A 16,561-nucleotide genomic window follows, 5' to 3' on the forward strand; every position below is an offset into this window, starting at 1 on the left:
TCTTCAGGTGAAGACCGATCCGGGCGGCTGTGCGAGGCCCCGAACGTACGCATAGCGAACGGCCTGGGCCCGGTCGCGCACCCCGGCCTTGGCGAAGAGGTTGTTGATGTGGCTTTTCACGGTGGCCTGCGAAATGTGCAGCTGCCGGGCGATCTCCGTATTGGACAACCCCTCCGCGATCAGGACCAGCACCTCCAGCTCACGCGGCGTCAGGCCGTCGGGCAACTCCGGCTCGGGCGGCGGGACCGGCGGCAGGGGGCTCGTGGCGACCCGCTCCAGCAGACGGCGCTGCACGCTCGGCGAGAGCCCGGCCTCGCCCGACAGCACCGCCTGGACGGCCCGCACGATCTCGTCGCCCCCGGCGTCCTTGGTGAGATAGCCGCGGGCCCCCGCCCTCAGCGCGGGGAAGAGCGAGTCGTCGTCCGCGAACGTCGTGAGCACCACCACCTGGGTGCCGGGATGGTCCTTGCGGATCCGCCGCGTCGCCTCGACCCCGTCGCACCGGGGCATCCGCAGGTCCATCAGGACCACGTCGGGGGCCAGTTCGGCCACGAGCGCGACGGCCTCATCGCCGTCCTTCGCCGATCCGACCACCTCGATTCCGGGCAGCAGTCCCAGCAGCATCACGATTCCTTCGCGCACCACCGACTGGTCGTCGGCGACCACGACCCGCGCGTTCACACGGGCACCCGCAGACTCACCACGAATCCCTCCTCGGCGGGGCCCGCCTCCAGCGTCCCGCCCATCAGCTCGGCCCGTTCCCTCATCCCCAGCAGACCGTATCCGGATCCGCTGCCCGCGAGTTCGCTCCCGGGTGCGCTGCCGCCCGAGTCCCTGACCTCCAGGGCGACTTCGTCCGGCAGGTACTCCAGCCGGACGAGCACCCTGGCCCCCGGTGCGTGTTTGCGCACATTGGTCAGGGCCTCCTGCGCCACTCTCCGGACCGTCTGCGACGTCTCGGCCGTCAGCACCCGTCGTTCCCCCTCCACACTGACCTCCGCGGGATCGGCGGCCACCAGTTGTCTCAGGAAGTCCTCCACCGGGGACACCTCTCCCCTGAGCGCGGAGAGTGCCTGCCGGGTCTCCGCGAGTCCCTCACGCGCCATGGAACGTGCCGCCACGACCCGCTCCAGCACCCCGTCCCGGAACTCCCCCGCGGGCTCCCGCTCGATCAGCAGCCGTGCCGCCTCCAGATGTACCAGCTGCGCCGAGAGGCTGTGGGCGAGCACATCGTGGATCTCCCTGGCGATCCTGGCCCGCTCCCCCAGGGCCGCCGTCTCGGCTTCCGCCGCGCGGGCCGCCCGCTCCTGCACGAGCAGTCTCTGGGCGTTGCCGCGGGCCTCGGCGTCCAGCCTGAGCACATAACCTGCCAGCGAGAGGCCGACGATGGTCGTGGCCGTGGAGAACCAGCCGTCGGTGTTGAAGACGGCGTACACGCCGAGCGTGAGGGCCGTCACGGGAAGTGCCGCTGCGAGAGGCAGCCGCTCCAGCGCGGTGACCGCACAACCGCACCACAGGATCGTCGCCAGCAGAATGGCATCGGCCTCGCGCGCTCCGAAGGCTGCCAGCAGCAGCAACGTCATCAGACCGAGTGACGGCCAGAGCCGGTGTTCCAGGCTGGTCCGGAAGAACGCCCACGCGACCGCCGCGCAGCCCATCACTCCCGCCAGTCCGGCCGCGATCGCCCAGGGGCCGAACCGTCCGCCGCCGAACGTCCCCCACAGCATGGCGGCGATCAGTATCCCCCGGACCGACCAGGTGATCACCTTCCGCGAACGGGTGCGGTTCGCCTCCGAGAGCGCCTCCCGGGAGGGCCAGCTCGTCCAGGTCGCACGCATCACACTCGGTCCTTCCACGCCGGCTGCGGTGCCGTCCCGACGGCGAGGACCGCGTATGTCTGACCCACTCGCCCGCCCCGCCTCACCAGCACGCCCCCGCGCATCCCGGGCATCGCCGCGTGAAGGACTCTCGGCAGACCCCACCGGTGCCGGTCGCCCATGATCTGCCATGCCCGGAACCGGCGGACCACCACGGCGACGGCGACCGCACCGATCACCAGGACATCGACGAGCCCCGACATGGCTGCCTCCGATTCGCGGGAAGGTTCAACGCCTTCGACGCTACGGAAACGACCGGGCCGGGGGATCGGCTCAGGGGTTGATCGTGGGTGGAGTCGCCGTCTCCACCCACGGGTGGAGACGGCGATGCTCAAACATCGGTGCGCGAGGTGCTCAGACGTCGATGCGCGAGCGGTCCAGGGTGGCGGCGGAGCTGGTGATGAACTCCTTGCGCGGAGCCACCTCATTGCCCATCAGCAGATCGAAGACCTGCTCGGCCGACTCCAGATCGCCGATGTTGATCCGCCGCAGGGTGCGGTGGCGGGGGTCCATCGTGGTCTCCGCCAGCTGGTCCGCGTCCATCTCGCCCAGGCCCTTGTACCGCTGGATCGAGTCCTTGTACCGGATGTTCTTCCGCTGGAGCTCCAGCAGCCGCTGACGCAGCTCGTTGTCGGAGTACGTGTAGATGTACTTGTCCTGGCCCTTCTTCGGCTGGACCAGCTCGATGCGGTGGAGCGGGGGCACCGCGGCGAAGACCCGCCCCGCCTCGACCATGGGCCGCATGTACCGCTGGAAGAGCGTCAGCAGCAGGATGCGGATGTGCGCACCGTCGACATCGGCGTCCACCAGCAGGACGATCTTCCCGTAGCGCGCGGCGTCGATGTCGAAGGTCCGGCCGGACCCGGCTCCTATGACCTGGATGATCGCACCGCACTCGGCGTTCTTCAGCATGTCCGAGACGGATGCCTTCTGGACATTGAGGATCTTGCCCCGGATCGGCAGCAACGCCTGGAACTCGCTGTTCCGGGCGAGCTTGGCCGTGCCGAGTGCGGAGTCCCCCTCGACGATGAACAGCTCGCTGCGGTCGACGTCGTCGCTGCGGCAGTCGGCGAGCTTCGCCGGCAGCGAGGAGGACTCCAGCGCCGTCTTGCGACGCTGCGCGTCCTTGTGCTGACGGGCCGCGATGCGGGTCCGGGCAGCTGCCACGGCCTTGTCCAGGACCGCCCTGGCCTGGGCCTTCGCGTCTCGCTTCGTCGAGGTCAGGAACGCCTTGAGTTCCTTCGCCACGACGTTGGCGACGATCCGGTTCGCCGCAGAGGTGCCGAGCACCTCCTTGGTCTGGCCCTCGAACTGCGGCTCCGCCAGGCGCACGGTGACGACCGCGGTCAGCCCCTCCAGCGCGTCGTCCTTGACGATGTCGTCCTCGGCGACGCGGAGCAGCTTGGCGGAGCGAAGCACCTCGTTGACCGTCTTGGTCACGGAGCGTTCGAATCCGGTCACGTGCGTGCCGCCCTTGGGGGTGGCGATGATGTTGACGAAGGACTTGAGGGTGGTGTCGTAGCCGGTGCCCCAGCGCAGGGCGATGTCCACCGCGAGTTCCCGGGTGACTTCGGTCGCCGTCATGTGGCCGCGCTCGTCCAGCACCGGCACGGTCTCCTTGAACGTGCCCTGCCCGCTCAGACGCAGGACGTCGCAGACCGCCTTGTCCTGCGCGAGGTACTCGCAGAATTCGCTGATGCCGCCGTCGAAGTGGAAGGTCTCCTCGGTCTTGCCCGCACCGTCGAGACCGCGTTCGTCGCGGACGACGATCGTGAGGCCCGGGACGAGGAAGGCTGTCTGCCGCGCCCGCTGGTGGAGCGTCTCCAGGCTGAGCTTGGCGTCCTTGAGGAAGATCTGCCGGTCCGCCCAGTAACGGACCCGGGTGCCGGTGCGCGTCTTCGGCACCCGCTTGCCCTTGAGCAGGCCGTTGGCCGGATCGAACGGGCTGTCCGGCCCCTGCTCGGTGAAGATTCCCGGGACTCCGCGGCGGAAGCTGATCGAGTGGGTCGCGCTGTTGCGGTCGACCTCGACGTCGAGCCGGGCGGAGAGCGCGTTGACCACGGAGGCACCGACACCGTGCAGACCGCCCGACGCGGCGTACGAGCCACCGCCGAACTTTCCGCCGGCATGGAGCTTGGTCATCACGACCTCGACGCCGGACAGGCCGGTCTTGGGCTCGACGTCGACGGGAATGCCCCGCCCGTTGTCCCGGACCTCCACGGAGTTGTCGTCGTGGAGGATGACCTCGATGTGGTCGCAGAAGCCGCCCAGGGCCTCGTCGACGGAGTTGTCGATGATCTCCCAGAGGCAGTGCATGAGGCCGCGGCTGTCGGTGGACCCGATGTACATGCCGGGGCGCTTGCGAACCGCTTCGAGCCCCTCGAGTACGAGCAGATGCCGCGCGGTGTAGTTGGAACCGTCTCGGTCTGCTCCGGTCAGCAGCGCAGTGGACGGCACGGACGTATCGGCGGTCACGCGGTTCGCTCCTCGCTGAATTTCATTTGGGGCCCAGTGGGTACGGGGCTCGGCTTCGGTAGCCGCTGAGAGCGTACCGAGGCCTGGTAGAGCGGTTGTAACGCCACCCTCCGACAACCCTCACATCAATCCATCCTCGCACATACGTTCGGTCACCCGCAGGAGTGACGCGCACATCACGTTCCCTTCCAGGCATGAACCATTTAGGCTCCGGGCACGTCCTCATGAACGAACCGGCAAGCCAGCCGGGAGGATCCACCAAGACAAGCAACGCGAAACCGTAGCGCTACGCAATACGGCACATTCGCCGCCAACCGTCAACAAACAGCCATCTCGAGAAGAAGTTTCGAAGAAAAGCCACGAGCGGGAACGTTTTCGGCCTGGTTGGATGTTGACCCTGGTACGACAGCTCGTCGAGCTAGAGAAGAGGCGACGTGACTACTGTTCTGACCCCCGCGAGCCCGCTGACCGCAGCAGACCGCTGTGACCGTTGCGGCGCCCAGGCATATCTGCGCGTCGTCCTGATCAGCGGCGGTGAACTGCTCTTCTGCGCCCACCACGGTCGCAAGTTCGAGCCGGAACTCAAGAAGATCGCCGCGGAAATACAGGATGAGACGGACCGGCTCACGGCTGTACAGGCCCAAGCCGCCGAAGAGGAACACTGACACCTCGCATTCACGACGAGCTCGGGCCAGGTCCCGGACCTGCCGACGGGCGGCTCCCCGCGAGGGGAGCCGCCCGTTCTCGTACGCACGTGGCGCGACCGCTCAGCCGCCTTCCGGCATCCAGTCGATCGCTGCGGAGATCCGCGTGTACACGCCGGGATTTCCAGCCCTCGCGCAGCCGTTCCCCCAGGACACCAGTCCGATGAGCCTTCCACGGGCCACCAGCGGCCCTCCGCTGTCCCCCTGGCACGCGTCGTACCCGCCCAGCAGTTCGCCCGCACAGAGCATCGCTGAGGGGTCGTACGTGCCGTTCCTGCCACCCGGGTACGCCTGTGCGCACGCGCTGTCCGGCAGGACGCTCACTTTCGCGGAGCGGAGCGACGACGCGTAGTCGCCGTTGCCGCTCGTGTCACCCCACCCGTAGACGACGGCCCCGGTGCCCGGCGCGTACGCCGCGTCCCCCGACCCGGCCATCTGGATCACGCTCTTCTCCGGCAGCGCGTCGGCCAGCGTGAGTACCGCCAGGTCCCCCGCGTTCGTGACGGGGTCGAACGCGGGATTGGTCCACGTCGACCGCACCGGTATCTCCTGCCCCCCGGTCTCGCGCAGGTCGTCGCGGCCTGTGATGACCCTCAGGTCCCGCACCGCCCCGACCTCGACGCCGAGCGCCTCGCGGCTCAAGCAGTGCGCGGCGGTAAGCACCTTCTTCGGTGCCACCACGACACCGCCGCAGAACTGTCCGGCACGGGCCGCTCCGAACCGGTCGCGACTGGACAGTGCCACCACCCAGGGGCTGTCCTTGACATGTGCGGGCTGGCCGCCGACGACTATGCCGTCCTCGGCCGCCCGGGCGGGGGACGCGAGAGGTATCGCAGCTGCGGCGGCAACCAGGGCGAACGCCCCGGTCAGGGCACGGAAGACGGTACGGGACATGCGTACTCCTGACTCTGTGTCGAACCGTTCCCACCCAGAGTCGTCCCGCCGCTCGCCCGACGCACCCATTGATAGGCCGAGGGCCCGGAACCCCATGGGGTTCCGGGCCCTAGCGCGCTGTTGCTACTAGTCGAGGTAGTCGCGCAGTACCTGCGAACGCGATGGGTGACGCAGCTTCGACATGGTCTTCGACTCGATCTGACGGATGCGCTCACGCGTCACGCCGTAGACCTTGCCGATCTCGTCCAGCGTCTTCGGCTGACCGTCAGTGAGACCGAAGCGCATCGAGACCACGCCCGCCTCACGCTCGGAGAGCGTGTCGAGCACCGAGTGCAGCTGCTCCTGGAGGAGCGTGAAGCTGACCGCATCGGCCGGCACGACCGCCTCGGAGTCCTCGATGAGGTCACCGAACTCGCTGTCCCCGTCCTCACCCAGCGGGGTGTGGAGGGAGATCGGCTCACGACCGTACTTCTGGACCTCGATGACCTTCTCGGGGGTCATGTCGAGTTCCTTGGCCAGCTCCTCCGGCGTGGGCTCGCGGCCCAGGTCCTGGAGCATCTGGCGCTGCACACGGGCGAGCTTGTTGATGACCTCGACCATGTGAACCGGGATACGGATGGTGCGGGCCTGGTCGGCCATGGCGCGGGTGATCGCCTGACGGATCCACCAGGTGGCGTACGTGGAGAACTTGTAGCCCTTGGTGTAGTCGAACTTCTCGACCGCGCGGATCAGACCGAGGTTGCCCTCCTGGATGAGGTCCAGGAAGAGCATGCCGCGGCCGGTGTACCGCTTGGCCAGCGACACCACGAGACGGAGGTTGGCCTCCAGCAGGTGGTTCTTGGCGCGGCGACCGTCCTCGGCGATGATCTCCAGTTCGCGCTTGAGCTTCGGGGCGAGCTTGTCGGAGTTCGCCAGCTTGTCCTCGGCGAACAGGCCGGCCTCGATGCGCTTGGCGAGCTCGACCTCCTGCTCGGCGTTGAGGAGGGGAACCTTGCCGATCTGCTTCAGGTAGTCCTTGACCGGGTCGGCGGTGGCACCGGCGACGGCGACCTGCTGCGCGGGCGCGTCGTCCTCGTCGTCGTCGGAGAGGACGAAGCCCTTGTTCTCGCCCTCGCCCTCCTCTTCCTCGCCGCCCTTGCCGACCTTTACTTCCTCGATCGCCTCGTCGCCGTCGAGAAGCTCGTCGTCCTGCTTTCCGGACTTCTTCGCTGTTGTCTTCTTGGCCGCCGTCTTCTTCACGGCGGTCTTCTTGGCAGCCGTCTTCTTGGCTGCCGCCTTCTTCGCAGGGCCGGCCGCGGCGGCGCCGGCCGCCGTGTCCACGGTCTCTGCCGACGGGGCGGCGGTGGCCGCGACAGTCCTCGTCACGGTCGTCTTGGCCGCGACGGTCTTGGTGGCGGTGCGCTTGACCGGGCTCTTCGCTGCGACGCTCTTGCGGGCACGTTTGGACGGCTCCGCGGCACTGACCATCAGCGTCACACCCTCTTCCTCGAGGATCTGATTGAGGCTGCGCAGAACATTCTTCCACTGGGTTGGCGGAATCTGGTCAGCCTCGAAGGCCCGACGCACGTCATCGCCGGCGATCTGCCCATCAGCCTTTCCCCGCTCGATGAGCGCCATCACAGACTCGGACTCGGCGATCTCCGGCGGGAGCGTACGGGATGTGCTGGCCGACACGAACAACCTCTCGGAACGATGGAAACGGCTTCCGGCCCGGCCCCCGTGAGGGCTGGAGCCGACGACCGCCGGGCTGGGAAGTACCGGCGGCGCGGGGTTTGGCCTCAGAACTGCACAGCGCACTTAACGGCTGCTGTATTCCTTCCGTGGCGGTCACCTCTTAAGTCATCGCACTGCTTCGAGGAGTGTTACGCCCAATCCACGTGGCCCGAGTCACACCTCATTTGCGACGAACGAGACCAAGAGTGCATTCCTCCCCACAATTGTGCCGCCGGACCATGACAGGCCCGGCGACACGTGGTTCGCACCCCGGCCGTACCGCGCTCAGTGCTCGCGGGGCGCGGGCACCACCCGCTCCACCTCGGGGTGGACGACGAGCAGTTGACGCATGGCCGTTTCGGCACCTGCCGCGTCGCCGGACGCCAGGGCGTCGACGATCCGGGCGTGATGACCGAGAGAGGCATCGGTGGGACGGTCACAGCCCGTGACCGGGCCGCCCGAGACCTGCAGTGCCGCAACGACGATGCCGGAGAGGTGCTCGAGCATCCGGTTGCCCGCTGCCTGGATGAGCAGGGAGTGGAACTCCGCATCCGCCCGGGAACAGGTGATCGCGTCACCCTGCCCGACCGCGTGCCTCATGATCTCGACCATGTCACCGAGACGCTGCTGAATGTCCTCACGACCGTGCCCTGCGGCAAGACGCGCAGCGAGCGGCTCGATCGTCCAACGGAGCTCCCCCAGCTCACGGCGCTGGTCCTCGCGCTGGGGGCCAAAGGCGCGCCACTCGATGATGTCGGGGTCCAGCAGGTTCCAGTCGCTGACGGGACGGACCCTGGTGCCCACGTTGGGCCGGGCGCTGACCAGCCCCTTGGCCTCGAGGACACGCAGCGATTCGCGCACGACGGTACGGGAGACCTCGAAACGCTGACCGATCTCCTCCGGAACGAGGGGACGGTCGGCACCCAGGTCACCGGAAACGATCATCTGACCCAGCTGCTGAACGAGTTGGCCATGGAGGCCGCGGCCCCGGCTGGCCGAGCCCCGCCGGCCCACCCGACCGAGCTCGGTTTCGGGCCCGTCCCAGGTGCGAAGAGCGGCGCGCTCGCCGGCCGGCGCCTCCGCATACGGGTAGCGATCGAGTTCACCCGGGCCGGCGAGGCCGGAATCGGCGGAGCGGGCGGCGGTCATCATGGTGTGCGCAAGGGTACTCACGCATCCTTTGTCGGCGCAGCTCACTCAGCTCTTGAGGTCTTTGGTGAAAAGCACACGAAAGGGTGATCGGCACCCACCCCCCAATTGACGTCTAACCGGTATAAACCGGTCGCCCTCTTGGGAGTTACGGGCCCTAACTCGGCCCGACACCGCTCTGCGACCGCCAACGAACCCTGCCGTGAAGGCCGGTGAACAGGTACGCGCAGACCAGGACCGACAACGACAACGACAACGCGGCTCCCACCGGATGGGCCACGAGCTGCACGACCGCCGCCACCCATCGGTCCGTCTCATGGGGCCAGCTCGGCCACATCAGTTCGCGAAGCCTGCCCGGCAGCCCGACGGCCGGGCGGGAACCCGGCCCCGGCGACAGCGCCTTCCGGACGAGCGGAGCCACAAGCACCGGCACGGCCAGCACCGCGGCGACACCGGCCGTGGTCACCCGGAAGAGCCCGGCGGCCAGAAGCCCCGCCCACGCGCAGCCCACGGTCAACCCCGCCCAACCGACGCACAGCGAAACCGAGTTCGGCGGAATATCGATCAGATCGGGGCCGTACACGACCCGCAGGGCTCCAGCGGAAACCAGGACGACGGCCAGGGCCAGCGTCACGGCGACGCCCGCGGACACCGCCAGCTTGGCGAGGAGCAGTCCCGGTCGACGGGAAATCGCGCCTCGTCCCGCGGCGAGCGCGGGATAGCGGAATTCGTCGCCGAACGACAGCGCACCGAGAATCCCGGCACCGACCGCCGCGGGCGGCAGGGGCAGCAGCGACGGCCAGGCCACCAGCGTCTTCGGCAGCGGCGCATGACCGATACGGGCCAACAGCACGGAGAGCCCGACCGAGAGCAGCGTGGCAACGACCATGATCAAGGGCGCTGTCCTGACTCCGAACATGCGGCGCAGCTCGTACCGCAGCGGATGGAGCGGACCGCGGGCCGGACGGCGCCGGATGGAAGGCGGCAGCTTGGGGTTCGATGACCGCACGGCCGAACGGAAAAGGCCCGGCCCCTCGCCCTCGACAGGCACCGCAGGAACTGCCGGGCCCGCTGGGGGCACGGCAGCCGCAGGGCGCACGGGGCCCACGGCACCCCCGCGACCCGTCGGATTCGCACGAGCCATGAGGTCCTCGTGGCCCGCGAGGTCCGCGTGGCTGGTGGAGTGCGCGGGGGCGATGAGGCGCCCCCGCCCCGCCTCCCCCACGCACTCCACCGACGCTGCGGGCTTCACCGCTCCCGTCGGCTCCATCGGTGCGGTGGGATCGGTGCCACCGATCTCGTCGGCGAGTCGGTGCACCGGCAGCCCGTGCCGGAACGCCGTGTCGCCGATCTCCGCGCATGTGGAGCCGTACACCGAGAGCCGACCGCCCGCTTCGGTGACCACCTCGACCGAACGCCGGGCCACCCGGGCCTCCCGGCTGACGACCGCGGCGAGGCGGGCCGCGTGCGGGGTCCGGACCGCGACCCTGGGGCGCAGCCGGGTTCGGGAGAAGTCGTCGGCGCCCTGGTCGGAGACGAGACGGCCACCGTCGATGACGATCACACGGTGGGCGTTGCGCGCGGCCTCCCTGAAGTCGGTCGTGGTGTACAGAACGGTTCCGCCCCGCGCCGCGTGGGCCCGCAACAGCTCGTGCAGCCAGTCGGCCTCGCGCGGAGAAAGGCCCTCCGCCGGATCGTCGAGAACGAGCGCGTGCGGGTCACCGAGCAGCGCCGAGGCAAGTGCGAGCCGACGGTCCATGCCAAGCGAGAGTGCACCGATGCGCCGGTCCCCGAGCCCGGCCAGCCCCACGGCATCGAGCACCTCGTCGGCCCGCGCCACCGGCACCCCCGCGGCGGCACAGAGCATCCGGAGCTGCCCGCGGGCGGTACGGGCGGGGTGCCCCGGCACGTCCCCGAGGAGCACCCCCACCTCGCGTGCCGGATGCGGGATCCGGTGCAGCGGTCTGCCCCGGAAGTAGGTGATGCCCCGCCCCGGGTCGAGTTCGAGCATGAGGCGGAGGGCTGTGGTCTTCCCGGAGCCGGAGGTGCCCAGAAGTGCGGTGACACGGCCGGGCCGGGCTTCGAAGGTGAGGTCGTTCACGGCGGCCGGAAGGCCGCGGCGGGGGGTGCTGGTGAGTCCGATGGCCTGGAGCATCGCTTCTCTCGCGGAAAGTGAGACCGCTCGGCGGCAGAGTGGGTACCGCAGCAAGATAACGCGACAAATCAGGCTTTTTGCGCAGCTTCGACATCGCGGGCGTTCCGCGGGCTCAGACCTCCGGCCTCAACATCGGGGGGTTGAGCACCGTGGCCGCGCCGGCCCGGAACAGCTGGGCCGGGCGCCCGCCCTGACGGGTGGTCGTACCGCCCGAGGGCACCAGGAAGCCGGGGGTGCCGGTCACCTTGCGGTGGAAGTTCCGCGGGTCGAGGACCACACCCCATACCGCCTCGTACACCCTCCTGAGCTCGCCGACCGTGAACTCCGGAGGACAGAAGGCGGTGGCCAGGGAGGAGTACTCGATCTTGGATCGGGCCCGCTCGACGCCGTCGGCGAGGATCCGTGCATGGTCGAAGGCCAGCGGGGCCTGGCTCTCGCCCTCCGGGCCGAAGCCCCCTTCCGGCCCGAGCAGATCCTCGACTGGTGCCCACCTCGCGCTGTTCGCGTCACCGCCCGCCCGCGGGGCCGGCAGGTCGGGGGCCAGCGCGAGATGGGCGACGCTGACGACCCTCATCCGCGGGTCGCGACCCGGGTCGCCGTAGGTGGCGAGCTGTTCGAGATGGGCGCCGTTGCCGTCTGCCGGAGCCGCCGGGTCCTGGGCGCACAGGCCGGTCTCCTCCACGAGCTCTCGTGCCGCCGCCGCACCGAGGTCCTCATCGGCTCTCACGAAGCCACCGGGCAACGCCCACCGCCCCTGGAAAGGCGGCTCACCACGGCGTACGACCAGTGCGCAGAGCGCATGGCGGCGCACCGTGAGCACGACCAGGTCGACAGTGACGGCGAAGGGCGGGAAAGTCGACGGGTCGTAGGGCGGCATGCCGTGATCATAGTCGTCTTCCTGACGATAAACACTCCCTTCGAAGATCTCTTCTCGATCCCACGCGTATCCCCCTTCCTCGGCTCCGTGCTCCACCCCGCCCCCGCGCCGGGGCACCATCTGCCCACGGACCACGCTTCCCCGGCACCGGTTTCTCCCCCGTGGGCCGCTACCTGCCCGAGTCGATGCCATACGGGGCTTCGCGGTCCGTGCCCCTCTCCCCATGCCTCAGCGGCAGGGGCTGTTCAGTGACGAGGCCCCCGGGTCATCCATCGTTCCTGTGGGTGCGTCGGCTCGGAGCGGTTCGTCCGGGCCTGCGCCGGGCAGCCGTTTCGGGGCGGGAGGGACCGGACGGCGCCTTCCGTCGATGTGTGGTGGCCGGGCGTGTGGTGCGAGGCCGAGCCCCCGGAGCCCCTCGATGGCTCCGCCGTCCCGTCCGGGTGCTGCGCTCCCCGCGCAGGCAACGACGCAGCGTCTCCGGGTCGAGGCCCTGGTTGCACGCTTCGTGGAGAAGCTGGGCGAAGGTGTAATCGGGATCCATCCGCAGGGCGAGTCCCAACGCGACCCGTGCGGCCGGTTCGTCTCCCGTCGACCAGGAAACCCAGCCGGCCAGGGCCAGTGGGGCCGCGGCGTGTTCCTCGTACGGTGAGACACAACGGCGGGACAGCGCCCGCCAGAGCCGGAGCGCGGAATCGGCCTCCGGACCCTCCATCCATTCCGCCGCCCTGTCGCGGGTCTCCCGGTCCTGCAGGCCGAGGATCACCGAGGCCGCCTCGTCGTGGCTGATCAGCCGGTCGTCGCTGATGTCCGCGAGGGAGGGAGTCGCCGGTGGTGCCTCCCCGAGCCGCTTCATGAGCCTCCGGGCGAGCTCCAGGGTCTCCCGGCAAACGGCCTTGCGGCCCACTTCGTCGAGGAGCCTGGGCACCATTTCGACCCCTGCCGAATCGAGCGCGCGCTGCTGATCCGCCTCGGCGGCGGTGCCCAGGGGCATGAGCCTGGACTCCATCTCCCGCAATGATCCACGCACTTGGATGCCCGCGTACGCGGCGGCGGCCGCCATCACCGAGGTGCCGGGCATGGCCATCCGATTGCCCTCCGCCGGGCAGCAACGCCCGTCCGGGCAGCAGTAGGACCAGTACCGGCCGTCGGAGATGCAGAGTGCTTCGAGCACCGGCACGTCGAGCGCGCCACAGGCCGTACGCAGACTCTGGGCCAGAGGTCGCAGCCGCTCCATGACCAGGCCGGCGGGCTCGCCCTCGGCGGGATCCTGGCAGAGGAAGATCACGATCGCGTCGGGACGGCTGCCGCGCCGCTCGCTCCCCTTGATCAAGCACTCGGCGAGCTGCTCCGCGACGGACGGCCATTCCTCGGGCGTCTGCGGGATACCGAGCCTGAGCCGCCCGCCGAAGCGGCCCCTGCCGCCGTGCAGGGCGACCATGACCACGCTGTCGTTCGGGTGGAATCCCATGAGGTAGGGGAGTGCGTCTGCGAGCTCTGCGGGACCCCGCAGAGTGATCTGCTGCTCGTCGATCGGACCGTTGGATTCGTGGCGCTGGTTCATGGCATGACCGTCCCGCGAACGGAAAAATTCCGCGACCCCTGTGGATAACTTTTTCCACAGGCCGGGGCGACCGTTCGCGGTTTGTCGTAGCCATCGGGTTGCATGGGGGCATGACCCAAGCAACCCGTGCAGACCTCAGGGCCTCGGCCGATTCCGTACTCGCCCGACTCGTCGGTGACCCCACAGGCACTGCACGGCTGCGGGAGGACCAGTGGCTGGCCATCGAGGCACTCGTCGCCGACAAGCGCCGGGCCCTGGTCGTCCAGCGGACCGGTTGGGGCAAGTCCGCCGTGTACTTCGTCGCGACATCGCTGATCCGCGCGCAGGGTGGCGGACCGACCGTGATCGTCTCGCCACTGCTCGCGCTGATGCGCAACCAGGTCGCGGCGGCGGCCCGGGCCGGAATCAGCGCCCGCACGATCAACTCCTCCAACACCGAGGAGTGGGAGACCGTGCAGGCCGAGGTGGCGGCCGGTGAAGTGGACGTGCTGCTGGTCAGCCCCGAGCGGCTCAACAATCCCGACTTCCGGGACCAGGTCCTGCCCCGGCTCGCCGCCGCAACCGGGCTGCTCGTGGTCGACGAGGCGCACTGCATTTCCGACTGGGGGCACGACTTCCGGCCCGACTACCGGCGGCTGCGGACCATGCTGGCCGACCTGCCCGCCGGTGTGCCCGTCCTGGCGACCACCGCGACGGCGAACGCCCGGGTGACCGCTGATGTCGCGGAACAACTGGGCACCGGTGCGGGTACCGACGCACTCGTGCTCCGCGGCTCCCTGGACCGGGAGAGCCTCAGCCTCAATGTTCTGCAACTTCCGAACGCCGCGCACCGTTTGGCCTGGCTGGGCGACCACCTCAAGGAGCTCCCCGGCTCGGGAATCATCTACACCCTGACGGTCGCCGCCGCCGAGGAGGTCACCGCGTATCTGCGCCAGTGCGGGCACACGGTGGCGTCCTACACCGGTCGCACCGAGAACGCCGACCGCCAGCAGGCGGAGGACGACCTCCTCGCCAACCGGGTCAAGGCCCTCGTGGCGACGTCCGCGCTGGGCATGGGGTTCGACAAGCCCGACCTCGGATTCGTCGTCCATCTCGGCTCACCCTCCTCCCCCATCGCCTACTACCAGCAGGTGGGGCGTGCGGGGCGTGGTGTCGAACACGCGGAGGTGCTGCTCCTGCCGGGCAAGGAGGACGAAGCGATCTGGGAGTACTTCGCTTCGGTCGCCTTTCCGCCCGAGGAACAGGTGCGGCGGACGATCGACGCGCTCGCCCACGCCGGCCGACCGCTATCGCTGCCCGCCCTGGAGCCGCTGGTGGACCTGCGGCGCACCCGGCTGGAGACCATGCTCAAGGTGCTGGACGTCGACGGCGCCGTCAGACGCGTCAAGGGCGGCTGGATCGCCACCGGTGAGCCCTGGGTGTACGACTCGGAGCGTTACGCGTGGGTGGCCCGCCAGCGGACTGCCGAGCAGCAGGCGATGCGCGAGTACGCGACGACGACGGGCTGCCGGATGGAGTTCCTGCGACGTCGGCTGGACGACGAGGAGGCAACCGCCTGCGGACGCTGCGACAACTGCGCGGGAGCCCGCTTCGACGACCAGGTGTCCAGCGTGGCCCTCGACGGTGCGCGGGGCGAACTGAGCAGACCGGGTGTGGAGATGGAGCCCCGCAAGATGTGGCCGACCGGGCTCTCGGCCGTGGGCGTCGACCTCAAGGGCCGCATCCCCGCGGGAGAGGTGTCGTTCACCGGTCGCGCCCTGGGGCGGCTCTCCGACATCGGCTGGGGCAACCGGCTGCGCCCGATGCTGGCACCCCAGGCCCCGGACGCCCCCGTGCCGGACGATGTGGCGAACGCCGTGGTGAGCGTGCTGGCCGACTGGGCCAAGGGGCCCGGGGGCTGGGCGTCGGGGGCCGAGGACGCCGCGCCCAGACCGGTCGGGGTGGTCACTGTCGCCTCGCAGAGCAAGCCCCGGCTCATCCAGTCCCTGGGCGGCCGTATCGCCGAGATCGGCCGGATGCCGCTGCTCGGCAGTGTCACCTACGCGCCGGGCGCGACGGACCTGCGGATCTCGCGGACCAACAGCGCACAGCGGGTCCGGGCCCTGCACGAAGCGCTGACGGTGGAGCCCGGCCTGGCCGACGCGCTGGCCTCGGCGGGCGGTCCCGTACTGCTCGTGGACGATCTCGCGGACACCGGATGGACTCTGGCGGTGGCGGCGCGGCTGCTCCGGCGGGCCGGGACCCAGGGTGTGTTTCCGCTGGTCCTCGCTGTTCAGGCGTGACGGGAGGCATCGTTCGGGCAGGGCGTGGGCAGGGATATCAGAGTCATTCCGGCTGATTACCGTCACCTGCGCCGATTGCTCGTTGCCGCCCGCCGATACGCCAGGAAGAATTGGACTCGCTCCCCGCGCAGTCCCTTTCGCGGCCCGGAAGGGTTGTGCCGCGGTGCGCCCTCACTCGACCCTGCCCGCACCATGGGCGCGTATGCGAAGGGAGGACCGTGACCTTCGGATTCGCTCCGTCCGCAGCCACTTCGACGTCGGCATCCGCCGACTCCGCCAACCGTCTTGCCAGGATGCTCGAACCGGCCGAGTGGGCCGAAGCGGGGATACCGTTGCTGCGCAGCCCCCGCGAGGTTGTCAGCGGCTTGCACGCCCGGCACAGTCCGACCCCGACGACCGCCGTCGTGGCCGTGCTCGACCATGAGGAACGTCTCACGGCCAGCGCCTCGTTCACCCGCCGCCCCACGGCCGCGGACGGCTGGGAGTTCCGCAACGCGCTGCTGGCACATCTGCGCCGGGTGATCCCGCACGACCTCCGCCGCCGCACGCCCGTCCGGACCGCGGTACTGCTCTACTGCCGGGAGGGCGACGAGCGCTGGACGGAGGAAGACGGCGCCTGGATGTGGGGTCTGCGCGACGCCTGCACCCTGCACGGTCTGCGCTGCGGCGCGTACATCACACTGACCAGCGGCGGTTGGCAGGTACTGGGCGAGGGTCGGGGCGGTCGTCGTCCCAACTCCGCGTCCAGGCCGTCCGCGCTCGCCGACATGTCGCCCGGGTCGGACTCGGCCCCGCTGCGCACCGGTGGTGGCGCGGCGCAGGCCCTGCGGCACACCGCCGCCCGCTGACCACGGACGCGGGCCCGACCACCCTG

13 protein-coding genes are annotated in these 16,561 nt (G+C 69.7%); 3 read left to right on the plus strand and 10 right to left on the minus strand.

All coding sequences use genetic code 11. The annotated features are described in order from the left end of the window. Window positions 1-3: 3 nt before the first annotated feature. The 4 genes from ABZZ04_RS17335 to ABZZ04_RS17350 all read right to left on the minus strand — a co-directional run bounded on the left by ABZZ04_RS17335 (window position 4) and on the right by ABZZ04_RS17350 (window position 4,352). The gene (locus ABZZ04_RS17335; protein WP_356933057.1) at window positions 4-681 is read right to left on the minus strand and encodes a response regulator transcription factor; all 678 of its coding nucleotides are present in this window, start codon (window positions 679-681) and stop codon (window positions 4-6) included. Beyond that, window positions 678-1,838 carry a histidine kinase gene (locus ABZZ04_RS17340; RefSeq protein ID WP_356933058.1) on the minus strand — a complete coding sequence of 387 codons (1,161 nt, stop codon included), beginning with the start codon at window positions 1,836-1,838 and terminating at the stop codon, window positions 678-680. The genes ABZZ04_RS17335 and ABZZ04_RS17340 overlap by 4 nt, the downstream gene beginning before the upstream one ends. After that, complete coding sequence (locus ABZZ04_RS17345; RefSeq protein ID WP_356933059.1) at window positions 1,838-2,080, minus strand: hypothetical protein; 243 nt, start codon at window positions 2,078-2,080, stop codon at window positions 1,838-1,840. Before ABZZ04_RS17345 ends, ABZZ04_RS17340 begins: the two co-directional genes overlap by 1 nt. Before the next feature lie 151 nt (window positions 2,081-2,231). Further along, window positions 2,232-4,352 (minus strand): DNA topoisomerase IV subunit B, encoded by a 2,121-nt coding sequence (locus tag ABZZ04_RS17350; protein WP_356933060.1) that lies wholly within the window; start codon window positions 4,350-4,352, stop codon window positions 2,232-2,234. A 434-nt stretch (window positions 4,353-4,786) separates the two neighbouring features. On the opposite strand from ABZZ04_RS17350, the gene ABZZ04_RS17355 reads away from it, so the two are divergent. Continuing rightward, window positions 4,787-5,017 carry a hypothetical protein gene (locus ABZZ04_RS17355; RefSeq protein ID WP_018105354.1) on the plus strand — a complete coding sequence of 77 codons (231 nt, stop codon included), beginning with the start codon at window positions 4,787-4,789 and terminating at the stop codon, window positions 5,015-5,017. Between the two features lie 102 nt (window positions 5,018-5,119). On the opposite strand, the gene ABZZ04_RS17360 is transcribed toward ABZZ04_RS17355, so the two are convergent. From ABZZ04_RS17360 to ABZZ04_RS17385, 6 genes are all read right to left on the minus strand, one after another. Beyond that, the gene (locus tag ABZZ04_RS17360) at window positions 5,120-5,950 is read right to left on the minus strand and encodes a serine protease (protein WP_356933061.1); all 831 of its coding nucleotides are present in this window, start codon (window positions 5,948-5,950) and stop codon (window positions 5,120-5,122) included. A gap of 126 nt (window positions 5,951-6,076) precedes the next feature. Then, a complete protein-coding gene (locus ABZZ04_RS17365) occupies window positions 6,077-7,624 on the minus strand; it encodes an RNA polymerase sigma factor (RefSeq protein WP_356933062.1) in 1,548 nt (515 codons plus the stop codon). Window positions 7,625-7,948: 324 nt separating this feature from the next. Beyond that, window positions 7,949-8,836 carry a FadR/GntR family transcriptional regulator gene (locus tag ABZZ04_RS17370; RefSeq protein WP_356933063.1) on the minus strand — a complete coding sequence of 296 codons (888 nt, stop codon included), beginning with the start codon at window positions 8,834-8,836 and terminating at the stop codon, window positions 7,949-7,951. Window positions 8,837-8,969: 133 nt separating this feature from the next. Further along, entirely contained in the window at window positions 8,970-10,967 is a 1,998-nt protein-coding gene (locus ABZZ04_RS17375; RefSeq protein WP_356933064.1) for an ATP-binding cassette domain-containing protein, read from the minus strand. A gap of 112 nt (window positions 10,968-11,079) precedes the next feature. Further along, the gene (locus tag ABZZ04_RS17380) at window positions 11,080-11,844 is read right to left on the minus strand and encodes an NUDIX domain-containing protein (RefSeq protein ID WP_356933065.1); all 765 of its coding nucleotides are present in this window, start codon (window positions 11,842-11,844) and stop codon (window positions 11,080-11,082) included. Between the two features lie 265 nt (window positions 11,845-12,109). Beyond that, window positions 12,110-13,405 carry a DUF4192 domain-containing protein gene (locus ABZZ04_RS17385; protein ID WP_356933066.1) on the minus strand — a complete coding sequence of 432 codons (1,296 nt, stop codon included), beginning with the start codon at window positions 13,403-13,405 and terminating at the stop codon, window positions 12,110-12,112. Between the two features lie 110 nt (window positions 13,406-13,515). Between ABZZ04_RS17385 and ABZZ04_RS17390 the strand changes: the two genes are divergently transcribed. Together ABZZ04_RS17390 and ABZZ04_RS17395 are read left to right on the plus strand one after the other, a co-directional pair. Continuing rightward, window positions 13,516-15,687 (plus strand): RecQ family ATP-dependent DNA helicase, encoded by a 2,172-nt coding sequence (locus tag ABZZ04_RS17390; protein ID WP_356933067.1) that lies wholly within the window; start codon window positions 13,516-13,518, stop codon window positions 15,685-15,687. 218 nt (window positions 15,688-15,905) lie between these two features. Further along, complete coding sequence (locus ABZZ04_RS17395) at window positions 15,906-16,535, plus strand: hypothetical protein (protein WP_356933068.1); 630 nt, start codon at window positions 15,906-15,908, stop codon at window positions 16,533-16,535. Window positions 16,536-16,561 lie beyond the last annotated feature (26 nt).

This window comes from Streptomyces sp. NPDC006435, from assembly GCF_040612315.1.
Classification (GTDB): Bacteria; Actinomycetota; Actinomycetes; order Streptomycetales; family Streptomycetaceae; genus Streptomyces.